At 60.6% G+C, this 24,931-nt stretch carries 22 protein-coding genes; 12 read left to right on the plus strand and 10 right to left on the minus strand.

Going from position 1 to position 24,931, the window contains the following annotated elements:
* Positions 1-297: 297 nt before the first annotated feature.
* Together CKW32_RS16350 and rmuC are read left to right on the plus strand one after the other, a co-directional pair.
* Positions 298-621: a hypothetical protein gene (locus tag CKW32_RS16350; RefSeq protein WP_032887821.1), complete on the plus strand. Its 324-nt coding sequence runs from the start codon at positions 298-300 to the stop codon at positions 619-621.
* Positions 622-682: 61 nt separating this feature from the next.
* Entirely contained in the window at positions 683-2,161 is a 1,479-nt protein-coding gene (rmuC, locus tag CKW32_RS16355; RefSeq protein ID WP_095185419.1) for a DNA recombination protein RmuC, read from the plus strand.
* Positions 2,162-2,193: 32 nt separating this feature from the next.
* Here rmuC and CKW32_RS16360 read toward each other — a convergent pair whose 3' ends face one another.
* The 3 genes from CKW32_RS16360 to CKW32_RS16370 form a co-directional block, all read right to left on the minus strand.
* Positions 2,194-5,664 carry a PAS domain-containing hybrid sensor histidine kinase/response regulator gene (locus CKW32_RS16360; protein ID WP_032887824.1) on the minus strand — a complete coding sequence of 1,157 codons (3,471 nt, stop codon included), beginning with the start codon at positions 5,662-5,664 and terminating at the stop codon, positions 2,194-2,196.
* A 120-nt stretch (positions 5,665-5,784) separates the two neighbouring features.
* Positions 5,785-6,168 carry a YbaN family protein gene (locus CKW32_RS16365; RefSeq protein WP_032887826.1) on the minus strand — a complete coding sequence of 128 codons (384 nt, stop codon included), beginning with the start codon at positions 6,166-6,168 and terminating at the stop codon, positions 5,785-5,787.
* A 20-nt stretch (positions 6,169-6,188) separates the two neighbouring features.
* A complete protein-coding gene (locus CKW32_RS16370; RefSeq protein WP_032887828.1) occupies positions 6,189-6,776 on the minus strand; it encodes a YecA family protein in 588 nt (195 codons plus the stop codon).
* A gap of 279 nt (positions 6,777-7,055) precedes the next feature.
* Between CKW32_RS16370 and recQ the strand changes: the two genes are divergently transcribed.
* Together recQ and CKW32_RS16380 are read left to right on the plus strand one after the other, a co-directional pair.
* On the plus strand, positions 7,056-9,182 hold the full coding sequence (gene recQ / locus CKW32_RS16375; RefSeq protein WP_032887830.1) for a DNA helicase RecQ: 2,127 nt from the start codon (positions 7,056-7,058) through the stop codon (positions 9,180-9,182).
* 121 nt (positions 9,183-9,303) lie between these two features.
* Positions 9,304-9,738, plus strand: a complete 435-nt coding sequence (locus CKW32_RS16380; RefSeq protein WP_032887832.1) for a MarR family transcriptional regulator — start codon at positions 9,304-9,306, stop codon at positions 9,736-9,738.
* Positions 9,739-9,839: 101 nt separating this feature from the next.
* On the opposite strand, the gene CKW32_RS16385 is transcribed toward CKW32_RS16380, so the two are convergent.
* On the minus strand, positions 9,840-12,029 hold the full coding sequence (locus tag CKW32_RS16385; protein WP_032887834.1) for a patatin-like phospholipase family protein: 2,190 nt from the start codon (positions 12,027-12,029) through the stop codon (positions 9,840-9,842).
* Between the two features lie 84 nt (positions 12,030-12,113).
* Here CKW32_RS16385 and CKW32_RS16390 point away from each other — a divergent pair, with 84 nt between their 5' ends.
* Positions 12,114-12,401, plus strand: coding sequence for a SelT/SelW/SelH family protein (locus CKW32_RS16390; protein ID WP_032888088.1), 288 nt, complete (start codon positions 12,114-12,116; stop codon positions 12,399-12,401).
* Between the two features lie 39 nt (positions 12,402-12,440).
* On the opposite strand, the gene CKW32_RS16395 is transcribed toward CKW32_RS16390, so the two are convergent.
* From CKW32_RS16395 to CKW32_RS16405, 3 genes are all read right to left on the minus strand, one after another.
* Complete coding sequence (locus tag CKW32_RS16395) at positions 12,441-12,722, minus strand: hypothetical protein (protein ID WP_095185420.1); 282 nt, start codon at positions 12,720-12,722, stop codon at positions 12,441-12,443.
* Between the two features lie 132 nt (positions 12,723-12,854).
* Entirely contained in the window at positions 12,855-13,739 is an 885-nt protein-coding gene (locus CKW32_RS16400) for a DMT family transporter (RefSeq protein WP_032887838.1), read from the minus strand.
* 99 nt (positions 13,740-13,838) lie between these two features.
* Positions 13,839-14,588 carry a helix-turn-helix domain-containing protein gene (locus CKW32_RS16405; protein WP_095185421.1) on the minus strand — a complete coding sequence of 250 codons (750 nt, stop codon included), beginning with the start codon at positions 14,586-14,588 and terminating at the stop codon, positions 13,839-13,841.
* 133 nt (positions 14,589-14,721) lie between these two features.
* On the opposite strand from CKW32_RS16405, the gene CKW32_RS16410 reads away from it, so the two are divergent.
* Entirely contained in the window at positions 14,722-15,531 is an 810-nt protein-coding gene (locus CKW32_RS16410) for a UDP-2,3-diacylglucosamine diphosphatase (protein ID WP_053133181.1), read from the plus strand.
* 126 nt (positions 15,532-15,657) lie between these two features.
* Here the strand turns inward: CKW32_RS16410 and CKW32_RS16415 are convergent, their stop codons facing one another.
* The 3 genes from CKW32_RS16415 to phhA form a co-directional block, all read right to left on the minus strand.
* On the minus strand, positions 15,658-16,851 hold the full coding sequence (locus CKW32_RS16415; RefSeq protein ID WP_095185422.1) for an amino acid aminotransferase: 1,194 nt from the start codon (positions 16,849-16,851) through the stop codon (positions 15,658-15,660).
* A complete protein-coding gene (locus tag CKW32_RS16420) occupies positions 16,851-17,207 on the minus strand; it encodes a 4a-hydroxytetrahydrobiopterin dehydratase (RefSeq protein WP_010208721.1) in 357 nt (118 codons plus the stop codon). Before CKW32_RS16420 ends, CKW32_RS16415 begins: the two co-directional genes overlap by 1 nt.
* Positions 17,208-17,312: 105 nt before the next feature.
* Positions 17,313-18,104, minus strand: coding sequence for a phenylalanine 4-monooxygenase (phhA, locus tag CKW32_RS16425; RefSeq protein ID WP_095185423.1), 792 nt, complete (start codon positions 18,102-18,104; stop codon positions 17,313-17,315).
* 258 nt (positions 18,105-18,362) lie between these two features.
* On the opposite strand from phhA, the gene CKW32_RS16430 reads away from it, so the two are divergent.
* The 6 genes from CKW32_RS16430 (at position 18,363) to flgJ (ending at position 24,927) form a co-directional block, all read left to right on the plus strand.
* Positions 18,363-19,925, plus strand: coding sequence for a sigma-54-dependent transcriptional regulator (locus CKW32_RS16430; RefSeq protein ID WP_095185424.1), 1,563 nt, complete (start codon positions 18,363-18,365; stop codon positions 19,923-19,925).
* A 272-nt stretch (positions 19,926-20,197) separates the two neighbouring features.
* Positions 20,198-20,938, plus strand: a complete 741-nt coding sequence (locus CKW32_RS16435) for a flagellar basal body rod protein FlgF (RefSeq protein WP_032887850.1) — start codon at positions 20,198-20,200, stop codon at positions 20,936-20,938.
* A gap of 62 nt (positions 20,939-21,000) precedes the next feature.
* On the plus strand, positions 21,001-21,786 hold the full coding sequence (gene flgG, locus CKW32_RS16440) for a flagellar basal-body rod protein FlgG (protein WP_032887852.1): 786 nt from the start codon (positions 21,001-21,003) through the stop codon (positions 21,784-21,786).
* A gap of 53 nt (positions 21,787-21,839) precedes the next feature.
* Positions 21,840-22,535, plus strand: coding sequence for a flagellar basal body L-ring protein FlgH (gene flgH, locus CKW32_RS16445; RefSeq protein WP_032887854.1), 696 nt, complete (start codon positions 21,840-21,842; stop codon positions 22,533-22,535).
* Between the two features lie 27 nt (positions 22,536-22,562).
* Entirely contained in the window at positions 22,563-23,651 is a 1,089-nt protein-coding gene (locus CKW32_RS16450; protein ID WP_081797739.1) for a flagellar basal body P-ring protein FlgI, read from the plus strand.
* 10 nt (positions 23,652-23,661) lie between these two features.
* Positions 23,662-24,927, plus strand: a complete 1,266-nt coding sequence (gene flgJ, locus CKW32_RS16455) for a flagellar assembly peptidoglycan hydrolase FlgJ (protein WP_032887857.1) — start codon at positions 23,662-23,664, stop codon at positions 24,925-24,927.
* Positions 24,928-24,931 lie beyond the last annotated feature (4 nt).

A 24,931-nucleotide genomic window follows, 5' to 3' on the forward strand; every position in this document is an offset into this window, starting at 1 on the left:
GCAGGTGTAACCAGGCTGTCCATCGCATCGCAGCCTCGCCATTTGCCTGTAATGGAAATTTAAGTCAATGAAAAATCTGGCTTTTTTTTATTGGTGAAAAAATCGTCAGTTTGACTGCGAGCCCCGCTCCATGGGCCTTTGCGCGAGTTTAAGGTAGGTTGTCCACTGAGTTATCCACAGCTTCTGTGGATTGTCCCAAGCGCTTGCTCTAGCACGGGCGTGCACGGTTTTTTGAGCTTTACCTGTACGAAAAAAAGAGTAGAGTGGCGCGCCTTCCGTTCTGTCCCACAGTGCTTTATGAAGTTTCGCTCAGTATCACCTTCTGTTACCGACACCCTACAGACTGTTACCGCACCCAAGCGCTTCTCATTGAAAGTGGCCCTGTGGTTGCTCGACAGCCCGCGCCTGGGACACAGCAGCAACGTCAAACATTTCGCCGGACGCTTGCTCAAGCAGCCGGCTCGTGAAGGCGTCGTCGCCGCACAAAGCCGCCTGGGCCAATTGATGTGCCGTGAATGCGGCAATGCCCGCGACCGCCGTATCGGTCACGACCTGCTGCGCATGGCCGCCCGTGCCGGTGACCTGCGCGCCCAACGCGAACTGGGCCAGGTCGAAGACTGAGCTGTCTTCCCGCCCTATGCTTGGTTAACCTTGCTCCTTTTCGGTGATGGCAGAAATGGCTATGGCTTTTGACTGGACCAGTATTGCCCTGGGCCTTGCAGGCGCTGCAGTGCCGTTGTTGGCCGTGTGCTGGCAGCTCCAGCGGCGGTTGACCGCGCGCACCACTGGCTGGGAATTGCTTGAAGAGCGCCTGGCCACTGCGCAACTGGCCCAGGAAGGCCTCGCCGCCCAACTGGATGCCAGCCGCGATGAAATCAGCGACCTGAGCCAGGCCAACGCCGCCAAGCAGGCCGACCTCGCCGCTGTGCGCCGTGAAGTCGAACTGCTGCAGATTGACCGTGACAACGCCCGCGACGCCGCCCACGCCTGGAACCTCGACCGCAGCGCAAAAGACACCGAATTACGGCGCCTCGACGCCCTGGCGGCCGGCTTGCGCGCCGAACTGCGTGAGCAACAGGACAGCCATCAACAGCGTCTGACTGACCTGCAAGGCTCGCGAGATGAGCTGCGCGCGCAGTTCGCCGAATTGGCCGGCAAGATCTTCGACGAGCGTGAACAGCGCTTTGCTGAAACCAGCCAGGAACGCCTCGGACAGTTGCTCGATCCGTTGAAGGAACGCATACAGTCCTTCGAAAAGCGTGTGGAAGAGAGCTATCAGAACGAGGCGCGTGAGCGTTTTTCCCTGGCCAAGGAGCTTGAGCGCTTACAGCAACTGAACCTGCGTCTGTCAGACGAAGCCACCAACCTGACCCGCGCCCTCAAGGGCCAGAAAACCCAGGGCAACTGGGGCGAACTGATCCTTGAGCGCGTGCTGGAACATGCGGGACTGGAGAAGGGGCGCGAGTACCAGACCCAGGTCAGCCTCAAAGGGCCGGACGGCGAACGCTTTCAGCCGGATGTGCTGATCATGTTGCCTGGCGACAAGCAGGTGGTGGTGGATTCCAAGGTCAGCCTGACGGCGTATCAACAGTACGTTGCGGCTGATGATGAAGTGATTGGCCAAGCGGCGCTGAAACAGCACGTGCTGTCGCTGCGCAATCACGTCAAAGGCTTGGCCGGCAAGGACTATAAGCGCCTGGAAGGCCTGCACAGCCTGGATTTCGTCTTGCTGTTCGTGCCGATCGAAGCGGCGTTTTCCGCTGCGTTGCAGGCCGAGCCGAATCTGTTTCAAGAGGCCTTCGACCGCCATATCGTGATCGTCAGCCCTACGACCTTGCTTGCGACACTGCGGGTGATCGACAGCCTTTGGAAGCAGGAACGCCAAAGCCAGAACGCCCGGGAAATCGCCGAGCGCGCTGGTTGGCTGTATGACAAGTTTGTGCTGTTTATCCAAGACTTGGACGAAGTGGGCAACCGTCTTCAGCAGTTGGATAAGGCCTACAGCGCCGCGCGAAACAAGCTGACAGATGGACGCGGAAATCTGGTCAGCCGCACCGAGCAATTAAGGCTGCTGGGTGCTCGCGCGAGCAAAAGCCTGCCGGCGGATTTGCTGGAGCGGGCGATGACCGATTCAGATGGCGTCGCACACCTTCCCGAATAAACGCAGCGCTAAGGGTGGGGGGCGCATCCGATTTATAGAGGTAAGTGTCGACTCAGCAACGCCCGCAACGCCGCCGGCTTCACCGGCTTGGCCAGATAGTCCAAGCCAGCCGCATGCACCTCGGCAACCATCTCCGGACGGCCGTCGGCACTGATGACCACACCGGGAATAGGCTCCGCCAACTGCGCGCGCAGCCAACCCATCAATTCAGTGCCGGTTTCTCCATGATCCAAGTGGTAATCCACCAGCGCCAGTTGCGGCCGCACCCCTTCGGCTAACAACGCCGCGCACTGCGCCTGGTCGGTGGCGGTCCACACTTCGCACCCCCAGCGCGTCAGCAGGCTGCGCATGCCGATCAGGATGCTTTCTTCGTTATCCACGCACAGCACTTGCGCGCCGCTCAATGGCTGGCCGTTATCCGCTGTCGGCTTGGGCTGCGGGCTGGCCTGGTTGCGCGCCAGTGGCACGCGCACGCTGAACACGCTGCCTTTGCCCGGCCACGAGCGCACGCTCAGACGATGGCCCAGCACCCGGCACAGGCCGTCGGCAATCGCGAGGCCCAAGCCCAGGCCTTTCTCGGCGCGGGTCTGATGGCTGTCCAGGCGCTTGAACTCTTCGAAGATCACCTTCTGTTTATCCTGCGGAATACCGGGGCCTCTGTCCCACACCTCCAGACACAACTCGCCCTTGCGCCGGCGTACGCCAAGCAGCACCGGGCCGTCGGCATAACGGAAAGCGTTGGTCAGGAAATTCTGCAGGATTCGTCGCAGCAGCTTGATGTCGCTGTCGACCCGCAGGCGACTACCGCGCAGGCGGAAGCGCAAACCTTGCTCCTGGGCCAGTGCCTTGAATTCCGCGCCCAGAGTGTCGAACAGCTCGTTGAGCACAAAGGGCTGGCGTTGCGGATTGATTTTGCCGTTTTCCAGGCGCGAGATATCCAGCAGGTCGCTGATCAGGTCTTCGGCGGAGCGCAGCGAACTGTCCAAGTGCTGCACCAGTTGCCGGGCTTCGCTGGACAGGCCGTCGTTCTGGTGGGAGAGGGCGGCTGAGAACAGGCGGGCGGCGTTCAATGGTTGCATCAGGTCATGACTGACGGCTGCGAGAAAGCGTGTCTTCGACTGGCTGGCGGATTCGGCCACGCCTTTGGCGTCGGTGAGCGCCACATTGAGCTGCGACAGTTCATGGGTACGTTCGGTCACCCGCTGCTCAAGGCCTTCGTTCGCTTCGGTGAGCGCCTGCTCGGCTTCGCGGAACGCGGTGATGTCAGTGAAGCTCATGACAAATCCACCACCGGGCATCGGGTTGCCAATCAGCTCAATCACCCGTCCATTCGGGAACAAACGCTCGGAGGTGTGCGCGCGGCCCTGGCGCATCCAGTGCAGGCGTCGCGCCACATGCACTTCGGCTTCGCCCGGGCCACAAAGGCCGCGCTCGGCGTTGTAGCGGATGATGTCGGCGATTGGCCGGCCGACGCTGATCAGCCCGTCGGGGTAGTTGAACAGTTCCAGGTAGCGTCGATTCCAGGCCACGAGCTTGAGCGACTGGTCGACGACGCTGATGCCTTGGGTAATGTTTTCGATGGCACCTTGCAGCAGCGCGCGGTTGAACTGCAGCACCTCCGACGCTTCATCGGCGATGCGTACTACGTCCTCCAGCTGCATTTCCCGCCCTTCAATCGCAGCTTTTACCACCGCACGCGTCGAAGAGGCGCCGAGCACACCGGCCAACAGGCGTTCGGTGTGGGCGATCCAGTCGTTATCGGCATTCTGATTGGGGTTGAAGCCTTTGCCCTGGCGGTAGGCAAAGCGAATAAAGCTCTGCTGGGCACGTTCTTCACCAACAAAACGTGCCGCCAGGCTGAGGAGGTCGCTGATCTGTACCGACAGCATTGAGCGGGCGTTGGCGCGCTGGCTGATTTCCTGGCCGATAAAACGCCCGGCTTGCCAGTGCTCCGACACCCGCGTGCGCGACAGCATCGACACCCACACAAACAGCGTGAAGTTACCCGCCAGGGAGAACACCGTGCCCAGGGTCAGCGACGTGACGGATAAACCCAACGGGTGGGAATGCATCCACGTCAGCCCAGGGAAAAGGCTGAGGGACCAGCCCAGGCTTTTCGCCGTTACGGGTAGGACCAATGTGTAGAACCACAGGAATGTGCCCGCCGCCAAGCCGGCAAACACACCGCGGCGGTTCGCCTGCTTCCAATACAGCGCGCCAAGCATGGCCGGGGCGAGCTGGGTCACGGCGGCAAAAGCGATCTGTCCGATAGTTGCCAGGCTTGCCGTAGAACCCAGTAAGCGGTAACTCACGTAAGCCAACAGCAAAATGATCACAATGCTGACCCGGCGCACCGAGAGCATCCAATGGCGGAACACCTCGAACGGGCGCTCTGCGCTGGAACGGCGCAACAGCCACGGCAGCAACATGTCGTTGGAGACCATGGTCGACAGGGCGATGCTCGCCACAATCACCATGCCGGTGGCCGCTGAGGCGCCGCCGATAAATGCCAGCACCGCCAACGCCGGATGGGCTTCGGCCATGGGCAGGCTGATTACGTAGGAGTCCGGCAACACCGAGCCGGGCAGCAGCATTTTGCCGCCTAGGGCGATGGGGATGACGAACAGAGCGGCGAGGATCAGGTAGGCGGGGAATACCCACTTGGCTACGCGCAGGTCCTGCGGGTCGATGTTCTCTACCACCGTCACATGAAACTGTCGGGGCAAGCAGATGATCGCCATCATCGCTACGCCAGTCTGCACCACCATTGACGGCCAGTTGACGGTCTCCTTCCAGTATTCCTCCAAGCGTGGCGCGAGCATTGCCTGGCTGAACAGGTCGCCGAAACCGTCGTAAAGGCCGTAGGTCACAAACGCGCCCACTGCGAGAAAAGCGAACAGCTTGACCAGGGATTCAAACGCAATCGCCAGCACCATGCCACGGTGGTGTTCCGTGGCGTCGAGGTTGCGCGTACCAAACACAATGGTGAACAGCGCCAGCACCAAGGACACGATCAGTGCCGTGTCCTGGGCCCGCGTGCCGGTGGTATCGGCGCCCGCGCCGATCAGCAGGTTCACCCCCAGCACGATGCCTTTGAGTTGCAGGGCGATATAGGGCAGCACGCCCACCAGGCAGATCAGCGCGACCACCACTGCCAGGGACTGGGATTTGCCATAGCGTGCGGCAATGAAGTCTGCGATGGAGGTGATGTTTTCCTGCTTGCTGATCAGAATCATCTTCTGCAGCACCCAGGGTGCCAACACAAGCAACAGCACCGGTCCCAGGTAGATCGGTAAAAACGCCCACAACTGTTCGGCGGCTTGGCCTACGGCGCCGAAGAACGTCCAACTGGTGCAATACACCGCCAGAGACAGGCTGTACACCCAGGCGCGCACGCGCGGCGGCAATGGCGCGCGACGGCGGTCACCGTAGAAGGCAATGGCAAACATAATGGCCATATAGGCCAGGGCAACGGCTGCAATCAGCCCGCTGGACAGCGTCATGGTAACTCCGAGCATAGAAACACCCGGGTATTCCTGCCCCGGTTGGACAGTCTCGCATGATGGCTGAGGTTAGTCAGTGTCGACCAAGGTCGTGTGGGATCTAATGTCGCAGGGCGGCACTTAGCGCGGTGGCAGGGTTTTCTGGCGCAGGATGTAGATCGTGACCAGTACCGCACTGGTCAGCATGAACCCGCGTGCCCACGGCAGCGGCACCAAGTAGCACGAGAGGCCGATGCTCAGCCACATCAAGCCAATGGCGTAGACCTTACCCTTGAGTGGGATGCCATTGCCGTCCAGATAATCGCGAATCCAGGGGCCCAGGCGCGGATGTTCCACCAGCCACTGGTAGAAACGCGGGGAGCTTCGAGCGAAGCAGGCGGCGGCGAGCAGGAGGAAGGGCGTGGTCGGCAATACCGGTAGGAAAATGCCGATTACCCCCAGCGCTACGCTTAACCAGCCGATGGCAAGCAGCACGTAACGCAGGAGGAGTGAGCGATTGCCCATGGGTGTCACGGGCAAGGGACTCAGTGGTGACGAGGCTTGAGGATCGCCGGTTTTTCGTCAGGGGCGTTGCACAGCAGGTACAGGGCGGTCAGGGCTTCCGGGATCTGTACGATCATGTCGTCCATCAGGTTGGCGTCGGCGGCGATGTCGGAAAACTCAGCTTCTTCTTCAAACAGCCCCGAACCGACCATGATCGGCAGCAGCATTTCGCTGACTTCTTCCTCGGCGGTTTCGAACCAGGCAGCTTCACGCAGGAACACGCCTTCCATGAAACCGATGCACCAGCCGCGCAGATCGGAGTCGTCCGGATCTTCGCCCAGGTCCAGCTCGCATGGCAGTTCGAATTCCTCATCGGAGGCCAGTTGGCGAGCGATGTGGGCCTTGAGGGCCAGCAGGGTGGATTCGATTTCTTCGCGCTGGGCGTCGTCTGCGTAATGAGGCTCTTCAGCGAATAGCGCGTCAATCCATTCACGGTCGGGAACGACGTCGGAGCAGATCGAAAGGGCGGTCAGGTAGCCGTGGGCGGCCACATAGTCCAGCGCCTCGTCATGCAGCTCATCGGCGTCGAGGAAGGCTTGCAGGCGGGTTAGTTGCTCAGCGAAGGACATTGAAGGACTACCTTGGGAATAAACGATGCTGAATTCTAGGCGTTCTTGCGCGCCCAAGCCAGTCGGCATGCAGATTTGCCCGGTTTTAGAGACGGGCTGCAATTCGTCAGCGGCGCCCTTTGCCGGATGGTGCTCGGGTATACTGCCGCGTTTTGTGATGCCCCAACAGGCCAAGCGCCAGGTCGAGAAAACTCCACTTACGGATTATTTTCCGTGAGGTCGGATTTTTTCGACCAGCCTGTACAGAGGGATTTCGGCACTATTTTGTTGGAGTTATACATGCTCGATCAGGCTCAACGCGTCCTCAAGGACATCTTCGGCTACGACAGCTTTCGTGGCCGCCAGGGTGCGATCATTGAGCGCGTGGCCAAAGGCGGTGACGCCCTGGTACTGATGCCTACCGGCGGCGGCAAGTCGTTGTGTTTCCAGGTGCCTGCATTGTTGCGCAACGGGCTGGCCGTGGTGGTGTCGCCGTTGATTGCATTGATGGACGACCAAGTGGCGACCCTGGAAGAACTTGGTGTCGCCGCCGCCGCCTTGAATTCCACCCTCAGTGCCGAGCAGCAGCGTGACCTGGCCGCACGCATCAAGCGCGGTGAAGTGAAAATGCTCTACCTGGCCCCCGAACGCCTGGTGCAGCCGCGCATGCTGGCGTTTTTGCAGAGCCTGGAAATTGCCCTGTTCGCCATCGACGAAGCTCACTGTGTATCCCAATGGGGGCACGATTTCCGCCGCGAATATTTGCAGTTGGGTCAACTGGCGGAGCTGTTCCCGGACGTTCCGCGCATCGCCCTGACCGCCACTGCCGACAAGCGCACCCGCGAAGAAATCGTCGAGCGCCTGCACCTGCAGAACGCCGAGCGTTTCCTGTCGAGTTTCGACCGACCGAATATTTTCTACCGCATCGTGCCCAAGGAGCAGCCGCGCAAGCAGTTGCTCGCGTTCCTCTCTGAACGGCGCAGCGACGCTGGCATCGTCTATTGCCTGTCGCGCAAGAAGGTCGATGAGGTGGCCGCGTTCCTCTGCGAGCAAGGCTACCCGGCGCTGCCGTACCACGCCGGTCTACCTAATGAAACGCGTTCCGCTCACCAGAAGCGCTTCCTCAACGAGGAAGGCCTGATCATGGTGGCGACCATCGCGTTCGGCATGGGCATCGACAAATCCAACGTGCGTTTTGTCGCCCATATGGACCTGCCAAAATCCCTTGAGGCTTACTACCAGGAGACCGGGCGTGCTGGCCGTGATGGTTTGCCGGCGGATGCGTGGATGGTCTACGGCCTGCAGGACGTGGTGATGCTCAAGCAGATGTTGCAGAACTCCGAAGGCGATGAACGGCACAAGCGCTTGGAGCAGCACAAACTCGACGCCATGCTCTCGTTGTGTGAAGAGACTCGCTGCCGCCGTCAGACCTTGCTGGCGTATTTCGACGAAGACATGCCGGAGCCTTGCGGCCATTGTGATAACTGCATCGATGGCGTGCAGACCTGGGACGCTACCGAGCCCGCACGCCAGGCGTTGTCGACCATCTACCGCACCGGTCAGCGTTACGGTGTGGGCCATCTGGTGGATGTGTTGCTGGGTAAGGACAACGAAAAAGTCCGCAGCTTCGGTCACGAAAAACTCTCGGTCTACGGCGTCGGTAAAGCCCGCGCTGAGGGCGAGTGGCGTTCGCTGTTCCGCCAGATGGTCGCGCGCGGCCTGGTGGATATCGACATTGAAGGCTACGGCGGCCTGCGTCTGAATGACAGTTGCCGCCCGCTGCTCAAGGGCGAGGTCAGCCTGGAACTGCGTCGCGACCTCAAACCGCAAACCACCGCCAAGACCAGCACCAGCCAGGCCAGCCAGCTCGTGCGAGGCGAGGAGCGCGAGCAGTGGGAAGCCTTGCGCACCCTGCGGCGCAAATTGGCACAGGAACACAGTGTGCCGCCTTACGTTATTTTTCCCGACTCCACCTTGCTGGAGATGCTGCGCGAGCAGCCCACCACCATGGCCGAGATGGCGCGGGTCAGCGGCGTCGGTGCACGCAAACTGGAGCGCTATGGCCAGGCGTTCCTCGAAGTGCTCGGCGGCCAGGCCGAAGCACCGAAGGAAATCGCCGACATTCGGCACGAGCTGATCAGCCTGGCGCGCGCTGGCATGACGCCGATCCAGATCGCGGGCCAACTGCAATGCTCGGAGAAAAACGTCTACACCCTGCTTGCTGAATCCATCGGCAAGCAGCAGTTGTCCCTGGAGCAGGCCCTTGATTTGCCGGAAGATTTGCTCGGTGAGATCCAGGATGCATTTCTCGACGGAGAAGGCGAACTACCACCAGTAGCCGAGATTGCGCCACTGTTCACAGGACGTGTTCCAGAGGGTGTTTTGTACTGCGTGCGGGCCGCTTTGCAGTCTGAATTCGAAATTTAGTGTGCCAATTACGACAATGTAACGATTCAGTTCATAGCAACTCTTGCCTAGTGGCATGGCTCATGCTTAGCTGGCTAATAATTAGCCACACTTTATTTTCAGTCTAACCCATGAGTTTTTTATGCCGTTAACCGATCAACACCGATTTGGCATGCAGCTGGCGCAAATGTCCCGAGGTTGGCGCGCCGAGCTAGACCGCCGTTTGGCGGGGCTGGGCTTGTCCCAGGCGCGCTGGCTGGTGCTGCTGCACTTGGCCCGTTTTGAAGAAGCTCCCACTCAGCGTGAGCTGGCGCAAAGCGTTGGCGTAGAAGGGCCGACCCTGGCTCGCTTGCTCGACAGTCTCGAAGGCCAGGGCCTGGTGCAACGCCAGGCAGTGGTTGAAGACCGCCGCGCCAAGCGCATTCTGCTGTGTGACACCGCGCGGCCGCTGATCGAACAGATTGAAACCATCGCCACTGAGTTGCGTCACGAGCTGTTCGTGGGCGTGGATGAAGCGGATTTGAGTGTGTGCATGCGCGTGCACGGGCACATCCTGGCGAATCTGGAAAAGTCCTGAACCCAAGTGCAGTGAAGATCAACGTGTGTGGGGCTAATTGTGGTGAGCGGGGCAAGCCCGTTCACCACAATTAGCCGCTCCAACACTGATTCAGCGTTGTCTCAGAACGTCTGCCCCAGGTTCAGGTACACCGCCTTCTGATTATCATCGTTGAACCCGTAGCTGAAATTCAGCGGCCCCAACGGTGTATCAAACCCCAGAAAAATACTCGCAGCGTTGATATAACCGCTGTCGAACTCATTGTCGTTGTTCCATGCCCGGCCCCGCTCCAGGGACGCGCCCAGGTACAACGGGAAATCCAACGGTAAGTACGAGCGCGGCGTCAGTCGGCGGTAGTACACCGCGCGCATCAGGCTGATGTTCTGCCCGGAAATCGCATCCTGGCGGAAGCCCGACAACTGTCGTGCACCGCCCAGCAGGAAGCTGGAAATCACCACATCGGAATCATCCAGGGTGCGCCCATACCGGCCGCCCAGCACCAGTGTGTCCGGGCCATGGCTCATGGCCTTGTCCAGCTTGAATTCCCATTGTCGATAGCGCTGGTCCGAACCCAGTCCCGGTTCGAACTCGCGGTAGGCCAGGCCGATGTCCTCACCGGTGTGCGGGAAGTACACGTTATCCAGGGTGTCGAAGGAGTACTTCAGTTCATAGAAACCTTCGCTGAAGCTCACACTCGGCAGGTCGCGGTCGCCAATGCGCACATCCGCCTTGCCCCAGGCCTCGCCGACACCGAAGCGGATCTCGCCGCTGTTGCCGATCTGCCGCCCCACGTTCAGGCCGAAACCATAGCGTTCCAGGCGGTATTCGGAGATGGGGTCGTTGTCCAGAATCAGCTCGACGTTCTGCGCCTGGGCGCTGAGATAGGGCGCGATGAAGTAGCGCGAGCCAGCGTCCATCGGTTGATAGAACTCGCTGTACAACTCCTGCCGATCACCGATCTGCACGCGGGTCAGCCACTCGGCACCGAGGCGATTGATGCCGTTCATGCGGTAGCTCGCGCCGAGGTTGAAGGCGCTGTCGCCGCGCATATCGTCCGACAGGTTCAAGCCCAGGCGCAGGTAGTCGGTGCCGCTGCGCTTGCCCCGCGCGCTGATCACCAAGGTGTTGTCGTGGCCTTTTTTCACCACGCGGTATTGCACCTGCTCGAAGTAATCCAGGCCGTACAACGTGCCCATGTCGGTTTGCAGACGGCCAAGCTCCAACGGTTCGCCCAACGGTTGGCGGATGTAGTAGCGGATCACGTCGTCGCTGACTTTCGAGTCGTTCTCCAGCTTGATCGCGGTGATCACCGGGGTTCGCTCGCCTGGAGTCCGCGCGGCCACCAATTCGGGGTCAACCGGTTCGGCAGGGCGCAAATGGGCCAGGCGCAGGTCGAGGGCGCGGGTGGCGCGGTAGCCAGCGTCGATCATGTCTTTGGCGCGGCCGAAATCGGTCACGCCAAAAGCGGACAGTGGCGGCTGGATCAGTACGTCCTTGGGATTGAGGGCCTTGAGCTGTTCTTCTGAGTTGCGCCGGGTCATCAGGGTGATGGACTGGTTGAGTACATCTACCACGGTCGCGAGTTGCTTGCGTGAGCGCAGCGGGGTGCCGATGTCGACCACGATGGCGATGTCCACGCCCATCTCACGCGCCACATCCAATGGGATGTTATCGGTCATGCCGCCATCCACCAGCAGCCGGCCATCCAGCTCTACAGGGGCGAACACCGCCGGGATCGACATACTGGCGCGGATTACCTGGGGCAGGTGGCCCTTGCGGAACACTACTTTTTCGCCGGTGGTGATGTCGGTGGCCACGGCGCGAAAGGGGATCGGCAGCTTGTCGAAATTACGCGTGTCGCTGCTGTGGGCGAACATGCTTTCCAGCAGCAGCGCCAGATTCTGGCCCTGGATCACGCCCAGGGGCAGGCCGAGGCTGCCGTCATCGCGGAAGCTGAGCTTCTGCTTGACCAGGAAATCCCGGTCATCCTGCTTGCGCCGAAACGGCACGTCTTCACGCGGCGGTGCGTCGGATAACGCCTGCTGCCAGTCGATGCTCAGGGCGAGCTTTTCCAGCTCGTCGATCTTGTAGCCCGAGGCGTATAACCCACCAATCACCGCGCCCATGCTGGTGCCAGCGATGGCGTCGATATGGATGCCCTGTTCTTCCAGGGCCTTGAGCACGCCAATGTGCGCCAGGCCGCGGGCGGCACCGCCGGACAGCACCAGGCCGATTTTTGGTCGGGGTGGTTCAACGGCGTCGGCAAGCAGGGGGACGAGGCACAGAAACAGGCAGGACAGCAGGCGGCGCATCAGGAATCTCAGGGCTGGGCGATAAAGGCCGGTATTATAGCCACTCGATCCTCATCCCTCGTCATGCCAGGAACTTGTCAAATGATGTCCGTCAGCAAACCCGAGATCGTTATCACCTATTGCACCCAGTGCCAGTGGCTGCTGCGCGCCGCGTGGTTGGCTCAGGAACTGTTAAGCACCTTTGCCGATGACCTGGGCAAAGTGTCGCTGGAGCCAGCGACTGGCGGCGCGTTTCGTATCACCTGCGATGGCGTGCAGCTTTGGGAGCGCAAGGCTGACGGTGGTTTCCCTGAGGCCAAGGTGCTCAAGCAGCGCGTGCGCGATCAGATCGACCCGCAGCGTGACCTGGGGCACAACGACCGTACACAGTGAAGGTCACCGCCATCGGCTGACGGTGACTGATGGAGGCCGCTACTTGGCGGCCATTTTGCTTTTGATGAAGCCCACGACCCACGTCAGCACCAGGCCTCCGACGCCGCCGCCGACAATATTGCTGCCGACCGCCGCCACATCCAGCGCCTCACCGCCCGAAGCGCCCGTCAGCGCCGTCACTATCTGGCCCAGTACAAGCCCGCCGACACCGCCCAGCATGGTATTGAGCCCGGTCCCCAGGCTTTGTTTGGTCATGCCGGCCAAATTGCCGCCGACGGCACCGCTGATGATTTGAACCAGTAAGCTGATAAACATTTCCATGATGTAGCCTCTGCATCGCGTTTAAGGAGTGACTACTCGCTTGCAGCAACTGCAGGGCACACCAAGGCTGTCGTCGAGCGGTCAGTTATCCGTTGAACGACTCCAGACTGTTGCGGATGTTTAAAGTATAGATCAGGTCGTTGCAGTCGGCTGTTTGGCCTGGCTGGCGCTGCCCATCAGCCCTGAGAGCACGATGGCGACGATGATCAGCGCGCCCCCCAGCAGCATGCGCAGCGTTGGGGTTTCGGCGAACAGCAGCCAGGCCGCGGTAATGCCGTAGACCGGCTCCATGGCAAATACCACGGAGGCGGTACGCGCCTTGATTACTGCGAGGCTGGCGACAAACAGGCTGTGGGCCAAGCCTGTGCAGAAGACGCCGAGCAGGCCGATCCACAACCAGTCCAGCGCACGCACATCCGCCAACCCCGGCGCGGCCACGGGCAATAGGCACACCGCAACGACCACGTTCTGGCACAGGGCTGCCTGTACGGCAGGAATGCGCCCGGAGCTGGCACGGTTGTTCAGCGACAGTAAAGAGAACAGCAGCCCCGACGCGATGCCCCACAGCAGGCCGCCGGTGGCTTCGCTGGCCAGGTTGAAGTCCGGCGTCACCAGCACCAGGCCAACGGTGACCAGCGCCACCAACACGACTTCATTGGCGCGGATACGCTCGCGGAAGATCAGTCCTTCAAGGATCACGGTAAACGCCGGAAACGCCGTGAACCCGAGCGTGGCGACGGCCACGCCAGCGACTTTGACCGCCATAAAGAACGTCACCCAATGCGCGGCCAGCAACACGCCGCTGACCAGCAGGCGTTTCCAGTCGCGCAGTTCCAGCGTTTTCCAGGGTGCGTTGCTGACGAAGCGCGCAAACACTGCCAGGGCAATCACGGCAAATGCGGCGCGACCGAATACGATAATGGCCGGTGAGGCGGCCGCCAGCTTGCCGAATACGCCGGTAAGGCCAAACATCAGTGCGCCGATATGCAGGGCGCCGAGGGCAGAACGGGGAGTCATTGCGATCCTTGAACCAACGGGAGTGACAGGACCGCAGTCTAGAGGGTGCTACTACGCACGTCTGTCGCGCAGCTCGCGATTTTTAGCGCCAGCCTCGCCCTATGTCGAGCGCCGCAACGCGCCGGGAGAGGCGCCAAACTCGCGCAACATAGCGGCTGCAAAGGCACTTTGAGAGGTGTAGCCGACACGCTCGGCGATTTCACCGATGGGCAATGGCGTTTCGCGCAGCAGGTTCAGGGCCAGTTGCAGGCGACGGCTGCGGATGTAATCCATGGGTGTTTGGCCGCACTCGGTCACAAAGCGCGCATGCAGGCGCGCCACCGACAGGCCGGCAATCCGCGCAAGGTCGGCGACCTGCAGCGGATGGGCGACGTGGCGCTCTATATGCGTATTGAACGCCGCATACGGCAGGCGCCGGCCAGGTACCGGTTGGGCCAGTGAATGATTGAGGCTGGCCAGCAACAGCACCGCGCCCTGTTGCACGATCAGTGGGTCATCCACCGGGCTATGGGCCAGCCATTGCACCAGTTGGTGTTGTCGCGAATCCAACGCCAGGCGCGCCGGTTGATCCAGCAAGCGGCGGCTTGCATCGGCGTGTTCACCCAACGATTGCAGCACCCAATGCTCCGTGGGCACATCCAGCACCAGGCAGCGGCTGCCATCGCGACTGCCGCAGGCATGGTGGGCAGAGAAGGGCAGGACCATCACGCTGCTTTCACGCACCTGGCTGCCACGGCCATCGACTTCCAGGTCCAGATGACCGGACAGGCCGAACACCAACTGCGCATGTTCATGGCTATGGGCGATGGGCGCTTCGAGGTAGTGGCGCAGGGTGAGGGTAGGTCTCATCGCGGTCTCCTATGCAGGTCGCCAGTCTACAACGCTTCGCGAACACGGGCGTTGTCATCAGACTGACGCACAGTTGTCATGGGCTATTAATCGCTATGGCGCAAGCTCGCGAAAACAGCGTCGAGTGATGCCCATGACCAGTGCCGAGTTCACCAAGCCCAGCCGCAAGCAACGGGTACGTACCCTGTGGATTTCCGACGTGCACCTGGGCACCCGGGATTGTCAGGCCGAACATTTGTCGCAATTCCTCAAGGGTTACCACGCCGACAAGGTGTACCTGGTGGGCGATATCATTGACGGCTGGAAAATGCGCGGCGGCATGTATTGGCCCCAGGCCCATACCAACGTAATCCGTCGCCTGCTGACCATGGCCAAGCGCGGCACCGAGGTGATCTACGTCACCGGCAACCATGATGAGTTCCTGCGGCGCTATTCCAAGCTGATTCTGGGCAATATCCAGTTGGTCGATGAAGCAGTGCACGTCACCGCCGATGGCCGGCATTTGTTGGTGATCCACGGTGACCAGTTTGATGTGATCACCCGTTATCACCGCTGGCTCGCATTCCTCGGCGACTCTGCCTACGAATTCACCCTCACGTTGAATCGCTGGTTGAACCATTGGCGTGCGCGGTATGGCTACGGCTATTGGTCGTTGTCGGCGTATCTGAAGCACAAGGTCAAAACGGCCGTGAGCTTTATCAGCGATTTCGAAGAAGCCATCGCCCATGAGGTGACCAAACGCGAGTTGCACGGCGTGGTGTGCGGGCATATCCACCATGCGGAGATTCGCAAAGTGGGCGAGGTGGATTACCTCAACTGCGGGGATTGGGTGGAGTCGTGCACGGCATTGATCGAGCACTGGGATGGGAGTATCGAGTTGTATCGGTTGGCGGACGCGCAGGCGAAAGAGGCGCTGCTGAAAGCCGAGATGGTCGCCAGCTGAAGGGTGTACTCAGTCAAAATGTGGGAGGGGGGTTGCTCCCGATGAGGGAGTGTCAGCCAGTACACCTGTCACTGACCCACTGCCATCGGGAGCAAGCCCCCTCCCACATTTTCAGTCCCGGTTTCGTCAGTTGGATACGTCGGCGATGGCTTCGGCCAGGAGTGTCAGGCGTGTCGCATCAATACCCGCCACGTTGGCTCGCCCCGAACTGACCATATACACGCTGTGCTTTTCCCGCAGTTGCTTGACCTGCTCGGCACTCAAACCGGTATAGGAAAACATCCCGCGTTGTGCGCCGATGTGCGCAAAGCGCTCAGCCAAACCATGGGGCGCCAACGCTTCCACCAGTCCGGAACGCAACTGCGCGATCCGCGCACGCATGGCTTCGACTTCCTCGCTCCACTGCTTTTTCAGCTCGGCATCACCGAGGATAGTCGCAACCACTGCCGCACCATGGTCCGGCGGCGTAGACCACAGATTACGCGCGATATTCGCCAGTTGGCTGCGTACATCCGTCAGCTTCTCGGCGTCTGCAGCGCACACGATCAGCGCGCCAACACGGTCGCTGTACAGGCCGAAGTTTTTCGAGCACGAGCTGGTGACCAATACTTCCGGCAACTCTCTGGCAAACAAACGCACCGCCCAGGCGTCCTGCTCCAGGCCATCGCCGAAGCCCTGGTAGGCGAAGTCGATCAGTGGCAGCAGTTGGCGCTCGCGCACGATCTGCAGCACGTGGCGCCAGTCATCCTGGGACAGGTCGAACCCGGTGGGGTTGTGGCAGCACGCGTGCAGCAGCACCACATCACCTTTTGGCACGGTGGAAAGGGTCGCTAGCATCGCCTCCACATCCAGGCGGTTGTCGGCGCCTACATACGGATAGTGGCTGACCTTGAGCCCGGCCTTGGCAAAGATGCTTTCGTGGATTGGCCAGGTCGGGTTGCTCAGCCACACGCCGCGGCCGGGCAGGCTTTGAGCGATGAAGTCGGCACTGAGGCGCAGGGCACCGGTACCACCCGGGGTTTGCGTGGCGCCGGCCCGGCGTTCACGGATAAGTGCAGAATCGGCACCGAGGACCAGCTCGCTGATCAATGTGCCGAACGCTGCATTACCGTGGCCGCCGATGTACGTCTTGGTGGTTTGGGTGTCAACAAGGCGCTGTTCGGCGAGCTTCACTGAATGGGGAATCGGCGTCAGGCCCTGATCATCTTTATAGACACCCACGCCGAGGTCGAACTTGTTCGGGTTGGTGTCCTGGGCATACAGGTCCATCAGCCCGAGGATCGGGTCGCCGGGCACGCGGCCAATGGCATCGAAATGCATTACTTGCGGCCCTCGGCGTCCTTGGCCACTTCGTCGGTGCGGGCGGCCATGATGAAGTCGTTGCGGTGCAGGCCTTTGATGGAGTGGCTCCACCACGTCACGGTGACTTTGCCCCATTCGGTGAGCAGGCCTGGGTGATGGCCTTCGGCTTCGGAGATTTCACCCATGGCGTTGGTAAAGGCCAGGGCGAATTTGAAGTTCTTGAACAGGAAAACCTTTTCCAACTGCATCACGCCGTCGCGGACTTCGATGTTCCAGTCTGGGATCTGCTTGAGCAGCACCGGCAATTCTTCATCGCTGACTTGTGGGGCATCGGCGCGGCAGGCTTCGCAGTGGGCTTGGTTCAAGGTGGTCATGTGGTGGTGTCCTGAATTCGAGTGTTTAAAAACGGTCGTCAGTGGCGTCACCCTAAAGCAACGCGGGGCCAGGGAACAGACTCACCTGGCCTTAAAAGCCACGGTTCACGCGGCCTTGGGTTTTGGCGGGAATTTCGGCGCATGCAACCCAAGCTGCATACCGCGCTCGACCATGCCCATGATGTCTTCCTGCGCGACTTCGAACAGGCGCTTGAGGTTGGGCAGTACGAAATACAGCGGTTGGAGGATGTCGATGCGATACGGCGTGCGCATCGCTTCCAGCGGGTCGAAGGCCTGGTGCTCGGGCTCGTCCGACAGGCAGTACACACTTTCCTTGGGCGACGACAAAATCCCGCCACCGTAGATGCGCCGACCCTCGGGCGTATCCACCAGGCCGAACTCGATGGTCATCCAGTACAGGCGCGCCAGGTACACCCGTTGCTCCTTGGTGGCTGCCAGGCCGAGCTTGCCGTACGTGTGAGTGAATTCGGCGAACCAGGGGTTGGTCAGCAGTGGGCAGTGGCCAAAGATCTCGTGGAAAATATCCGGCTCTTGCAGATAGTCCAGTTCTTCACGGGTACGAATAAAGGTCGCCACCGGAAATTGCTTGTTAGCGAGCAATTCGAAAAAGGTCTGAAAGGGGATCAGCGCGGGGACCCGGGCCACTTGCCAGCCGGTGGTCTCGGCCAGCACTTTATTGATTTCGCCCAACTGTGGAATGCGGTCCAGGGGCAGGCCAAGTTTGTCGATACCGTCCAAGTATTCCTGGCAAGCGCGGCCTTCGATCACTTTCAACTGGCGCGTGATCAGAGTGTTCCACACCGCGTGTTCTTCCGGCGGGTAGTGGATAAAACCTTGCGCATCGGGCTCGCGGGCCACGTAGTGCGTCTGCTTCATACGGCTCTCCTGCTAGGCATTCGTTCTTGTTATGTCCTGCGATGAACCTATTGATAACCCGCGCGGAGCAGGATTCCATCTGTCTGTGACCGGATCTTGTAGGAAAAAATACCGATTTTCGTAAAGTAATCGTTACGCTTGTGTGGTTCATCGCGCCGTTGGGCTGTGAAAAGCACATAAGCTGTCACATAATCTTGACGACTATCTGCGCCCAGCGACAAAAAGACGCGGCGCCTACCCACTTTTTCGGGCCCTTTCATGCGTATCAAAGTGCACTGCCAAAACCGCATCGGCATATTGCGGGACATTCTCAATCTGTTGGTGGAGTACGGCGTCAACGTCGCCAAGGGCGAGGTCGGCGGTGAGCATGGCAATGCCATTTACCTGTTTTGTCCGAACCTGGTGAACATGCAGTTCCAGGCATTACGTCCGCAGTTCGAAGCCATTGCCGGGGTGTTTGGCGTGAAAAGGGTAGGGCTGATGCCCAGCGAGCGCCGGCACATGGAGCTCAATGCCTTGCTCGGCGCGTTGGAGTTTCCAGTGCTGTCCATCGACATGGGCGGCTCCATTGTCGCCGCCAACCGCGCGGCGGCGCAGTTGCTCGGGGTGCGCGTGGACGAAGTGCCGGGCATTCCGCTGTCGCGCTACGCCGAGGACTTCGACTTGCCGGAACTGGTGCGCGCGAGCAAGTCGCGGATCAATGGTCTGCGGGTCAAGGTCAAGGGTGACGTGTTCCTGGCGGACATAGCGCCACTGCAATCCTCCGAGCACGACGACAGCGAGGCCATGGCTGGCGCGGTGCTGACCCTGCACCGGGCCGACCGCGTGGGCGAGCGCATCTACAACGTGCGCAAGCAGGAACTGCGCGGCTTTGACAGCATCTTCCAAAGCTCCAAAGTCATGGCGGCGGTGGTACGTGAAGCCCGGCGCATGGCGCCGTTGGACGCACCGCTATTAATAGAAGGCGAAACCGGCACTGGCAAAGAACTGCTGGCCCGTGCCTGCCACCTGGCCAGCCCCCGTGGGCAATCGCCGTTGATGGCGCTCAATTGTGCTGGTCTGCCGGAGTCGATGGCTGAGACCGAATTGTTTGGCTATGGCCCCGGCGCGTTCGAAGGCGCGCGGGCCGAAGGCAAGCTCGGGCTGCTGGAGCTAACGGCGGGCGGTACGTTGTTTCTCGATGGCGTGGGGGAAATGAGTGCGCGCTTGCAGGTGAAATTGCTGCGCTTCCTGCAGGATGGTTGCTTCCGTCGGGTGGGCAGTGATGAGGAGGTGTACTTGGATGTGCGGGTGATCTGCGCAACCCAGGTGGATTTGTCCGAACTCTGCGCCCGTGGCGAATTCCGCCAGGACCTTTATCACCGCCTCAACGTGCTGTCGTTGCACATCCCACCACTGCGCGAATGCCTTGATGGGCTGGGGCCGTTGGTTGAACACTTTCTTGACCAGGCCAGCCGTCAGATCGGCTGCCCACTGCCCAAGCTGGCGCCGGCGGCGATGGAGCGACTCAGTCACTACCACTGGCCGGGCAATGTGCGGCAGTTGGAAAACGTGCTGTTCCAGGCCGTGTCGTTGTGCGAGGGCGGGACGGTCAAGGCCGAGCATATTCGCTTGCCGGATTATGGCGTGCGTCAGCCGCTTGGCGATTTTTCCCTGGAGGGTGGGTTGGAGGCGATCGTCGGACGGTTCGAGAAGGCGGTGCTGGAGAGCCTGTATGCCGAGCACCCGAGCAGCCGGCAGTTGGGCAAGCGGCTGGGGGTATCGCACACCACCATCGCCAATAAGTTGCGCGATTACGAAATTCTGAAGGCTGATAAATAACCTGTGTGGTTGGGGGGCTGCTTCGCAGCCCTGCGCGGGGCAAGCTCGCTCACCACAGCAAGCCCGCTCTCACATTTGATCTGCGTCGTTGCCGTAAGCGGCAGTAGTCCGCCGTTTTTTCGACTATCCCCAGTCCTTCAAATCCTGCTGACTCAACGCAAACCCCCGTACTGCCTGGGTTTTCCCCTTTTTTTAAAAGTTGGTTCGCAAATTGCTTAAGCCTCATCAGTACAGCGGTGGGCGGCAAGCCTGCGTCAGAAAGAGGAAAGAATGTGGACAAGTACCTTTATGTGGCAATGACCGGCGCCAGCCAGAATGCTCTGGCGCAGAAGGCCCATGCCAACAACTTGGCGAACATTTCCACCAACGGCTTTCAACGTGACCTGGAACAGGCGCGTTCGATGCCGGTGTTCGGTGACAGCTTTCCGGCGCGGGCGTTTGCCCTGACCGAACGTCCAGCCACCGACTTCACCCCCGGCGCGATGATCGAAACCGGTCGTGATCTGGACGTGGCCGTAAACGGCGACGGTTGGATGGCGGTGCAAACCCCGGATGGCAGCGAAGCCTATGTGCGCAGCGCCAGCATGAACGTCGATGCGTTGGGCGTGCTGCGCGCCGGTAACGGCATGCCGATCATGGGCAACGGTGGCCCGATTGCCGTGCCACCCCAGCAGAAGATCGAAGTTGGTTCCGACGGCACCATCAGCATCCGCGCCATGGGCGAAGGCCCACGGGTGATGGCTGAAGTGGACCGGATCAAGCTGGTCCAGCCTGACCTGAAGAATATGAATAAAGGCCTCGATGGCACCATTCACACCAAAGATGGCCAGCCGGCCGTGGCCGATGCGAGTGTCAAGCTGACCTCGGGTTTCCTGCAGGCAAGCAACGTCAATGCCGTGGAAGAAATGACGGCAGTGCTGGCGCTTTCCAAGCAGTTCGAGCTGCACATCAAGATGATGAACAGCGCCAAAGAAGACGACCAGGCCATGACTCGCGTCATGCAGATGAGCTGATCAGCGCTCACTCACTAATTTGCTAAACGGCGCCAACAAACAGGCGCACGAAGGAGAACAACATGCTTCCGGCTCTATGGGTTGCCAAAACAGGTCTGTCCGCCCAGGACACCAACCTGACCACCATTTCCAACAACTTGGCCAACGTGTCGACCACGGGCTTCAAACGTGACCGCGCTGAGTTCCAGGACTTGCTCTATCAGATCAAGCGCCAGCCAGGTGCCCAGTCGACCCAGGACAGCGAATTGCCGTCGGGCCTGCAATTGGGTACCGGTGTGCAAATCGTCGGCACCCAGAAGAACTTCAACGCCGGTAACCTGCAGCAAACCGGCCAGCCGCTCGACATGGCTATCAACGGCAAGGGCTTCTTCCAGATCCTGCAACCGGATGGGACCACTTCGTACACCCGTGACGGCACGTTTCACCTGGACGCCAATGGCCAGATCGTGACGGCCAACGGTTTCGCCCTGGAACCGGCCATCGTCGTGCCGAACAACGCCCAGACCTTCACCGTCGGCAACGACGGCACCGTGTCCATCACCGTGGCCGGTAACCCGGCATCGCAAGTGATCGGCAACCTGCAAACCGCCGACTTCATCAACCCGGCTGGCCTGCAGGCCATGGGTAACAACCTGTTCCTGGAAACCGCCTCCAGCGGCGCGCCGCAAATCGGCACCCCTGGCCTGAACGGTTTCGGCACCACGCTGCAAAGCACCCTGGAAACCTCCAACGTGAGCACCGTTGAAGAGATGGTCAACATGATCACCACTCAGCGCGCCTACGAGATGAACTCCAAGGTGATTTCCACCGCCGACCAGATGCTCTCGTTCGTAACGCAGAATCTGTAATCAAGTCTATGGGGCGCTCTTGAAGGCGCCTGCAACACCGTGAGGTATGGGTCATGAATCGCTATGTTTCCGTTTTGGCATTGAGTGGGATTGCCGTGCTCGCGGGCTGTGTCGCCCCGACGCCCAAACCCAATGACCCTTACTACGCGCCGGTGTTGCCGCGCACGCCGTTGCCGGCGGCGGCCAACAATGGCTCGATCTACCAGGCGGGTTTCGAACAGAACCTGTACAGCGACCGCAAGGCGTTCCGGGTCGGTGACATCATCACCATCACCCTGAACGAGCGGACCCAGGCCAGCAAGAACGCCAACTCGCAGATCGGCAAGACCAGCAAGGCCAGCATTGGCCTGTCATCGCTGTTCGGCGGTGTGCCGAACACCAATAACCCATTGGGCAGCGGTGACTTGAGCCTCGATGCCGGCTACAGCGGCGACCGTGCTACCAACGGCAAGAGTGCGGCGGCGCAAGGCAACACACTGACCGGTTCGATCACCGTGACCGTGGCCGACGTGTTGCCTAACGGCATCATCGCTGTACGCGGTGAAAAGTGGATGACCCTCAATACAGGTGATGAACTGGTGCGCATCGCCGGCATGGTCCGTGCCGATGACATCGCCACCGACAACACCGTGCCGTCGACACGGATTGCCGATGCACGCATTACCTACTCGGGTACGGGTTCGTTTGCTGATGCGAGTCAGCCGGGTTGGTTCGACCGTTTCTTCCTTAGCCCGCTGTTCCCTTTCTAGGTGGCCACTTTGAAACTCAAACAGCTGATGGCTGCCGCACTCCTGCTTTCGTTAAGCGCTGTCGCCCAGGCCGAGCGCCTGAAAGACATTGCGAGCATCTCCGGCGTGCGTTCCAACCAGTTGATCGGTTACGGCCTGGTAGTGGGGCTCAACGGCACGGGTGACCAGACCACCCAGACCCCGTTCACTCTGCAGACCTTCAACAATATGCTCTCGCAGTTCGGCATCAAGGTGCCGGCGGGCTCGGGCAACGTGCAGCTCAAGAACGTCGCGGCCGTGTCTATCAGTGCCGACTTGCCGGCGTTCTCCAAGCCGGGTCAGGTGGTGGACATCACCGTGGCCTCCATCGGTAACTCGAAAAGCCTGCGCGGCGGCACGCTGCTGATGACGCCGCTTAAAGGTATTGACGGTAACGTCTATGCCATCGCCCAGGGCAACCTGGTGGTGGGCGGGTTTGACGCCGAAGGTCGTGACGGTTCGAAGATTACCGTCAACGTGCCATCGGCCGGTCGCATTCCTGGCGGTGCCACGGTGGAACGTACCGTGCCCAGTGGTTTCAACCAAGGCAACAGCCTGACCCTGAACCTCAACCGTTCCGACTTCACCACCGCCAAGCGCGTGGTCGACAAGATCAACGACATGCTCGGCCCTGGCGTGGCCCAGGCCATCGACGGCGGCTCGATCCGTGTAACTGCGCCGCTGGACCCAAGCCAGCGTGTGGATTACCTGTCGATCCTGGAAAACCTTGAAGTCGACCCAGGCCAGGCGGTGGCCAAAGTCATCATCAACTCGCGCACCGGCACCATCGTGATCGGCCAGAACGTCAAGGTGTCGCCGGCAGCGGTGACCCACGGCAGCCTGACCGTGACCATCACCGAAGACCCGATCGTCAGCCAGCCTGGGCCGTTGTCCAATGGCCAGACGGCAGTAGTGCCGCGCTCGCGGGTCAATGCTCAGCAGGAAGCCAAGCCGATGTTCAAGTTCGGCCCCGGCACCACGTTGGATGAGATTGTCCGCGCGGTGAACCAGGTGGGCGCTGCGCCAGGCGACTTGATGGCAATTCTTGAAGCCCTGAAACAGGCCGGCGCCTTGCAAGCCGACCTGATCGTGATCTGAGGCCGTGGCCATGGATATGCGCAAGAGCGGGATCAGCAGCACGGCGGACTCGGGGTCTTACTCCGACTTGAACCGGCTTAACCAGCTCAAGGTCGGCGACGACAAGAACAGCGAAGGCAATATGCGCAAGGTGGCGCAGGAGTTCGAGTCGCTGTTCTTGAGCGAGATGCTCAAGTCGATGCGCTCGGCCACCGAGGCCCTGGGCAAAGACAACCCGATGAACACGCCTGCGGCCAAGCAATATCAGGAGATGTACGACCAGCAACTGGCGGTGTCGTTGTCCCGTGAGGGCGGTGGTATCGGCCTCGCCGACGTGCTGATGCGCCAGATGCAGAAGAACAAACCGGTGGACGCCGCTGCGGCCACTTTGCAGGGCCCGGCAGCCGCTGAACCGGTTAAGAAAGTCGACGTGCCGACGGAAATTGCCGCCGGCACCCAGGCCCAAGGTCCGCTGGGTCGATCCAATGGCCAGCGTCCGTTGTGGGCCTACCGCGTGGCAGAGCCCCAGGCCGGTGCCGCTGCTGCCCATAGCAACGATATGGAGCTGATGAACCAGCGCCGGATCGCCTTGCCAAGCAAACTGACCGATCGCCTGCTCGCCGGCATCGTTCCGAGCACTCAAGTGGCGACCGAGGCCAAGGCCGCGCCGCTGCGTAACAGTGCCTCCGATGACAACGTCGTCAACAGCACCGCTCGCAGTTTTGCGGTGCCCAGCGACCGTATGCAGATCTACAGCCGCGCCGTGGCCCAGCCGCCGCTGGCACCGGCGAAGAAAGCGTTCAGTTCGCAGGACGAATTTGTCGCGACCATGCTGCCGATGGCCAAGGCGGCTGCGGCGCGCATTGGTATTGATCCGAAGTACCTGGTGGCCCAGGCCGCCCTGGAAACCGGTTGGGGCAAATCGGTGATGCGCGCCGAAGATGGCAGCAGCAGTCACAACCTGTTCGGCATCAAGGCCGGCCAGAGTTGGCAGGGCGGTCAGGCGCGTGCGATCACCAGCGAGTTTCGCGATGGCGCGATGGTCAAGGAAACGGCGCAGTTCCGTTCCTACGACTCCTACCAGGACAGCTTCCACGACCTGGTGACATTGCTGCAAAGCAATGATCGCTATAAAGAAGTTGTGAAGTCGGCCGACAACCCGGAACAGTTTGTGCGCGAGTTGCAAAAAGCCGGTTACGCCACCGATCCGGCCTACGCCAGTAAGATTTCGCAGATCGCAAAAACGATGAACAGTTATCAGAATTACGCTGCCGCGGGCGCGACCACTCATTTATAAGGTC

Origin of the sequence: Pseudomonas sp. Irchel 3H9, from assembly GCF_900187495.1 — a bacterium.
GTDB lineage: Bacteria > Pseudomonadota > Gammaproteobacteria > Pseudomonadales > Pseudomonadaceae > Aquipseudomonas > Aquipseudomonas sivasensis.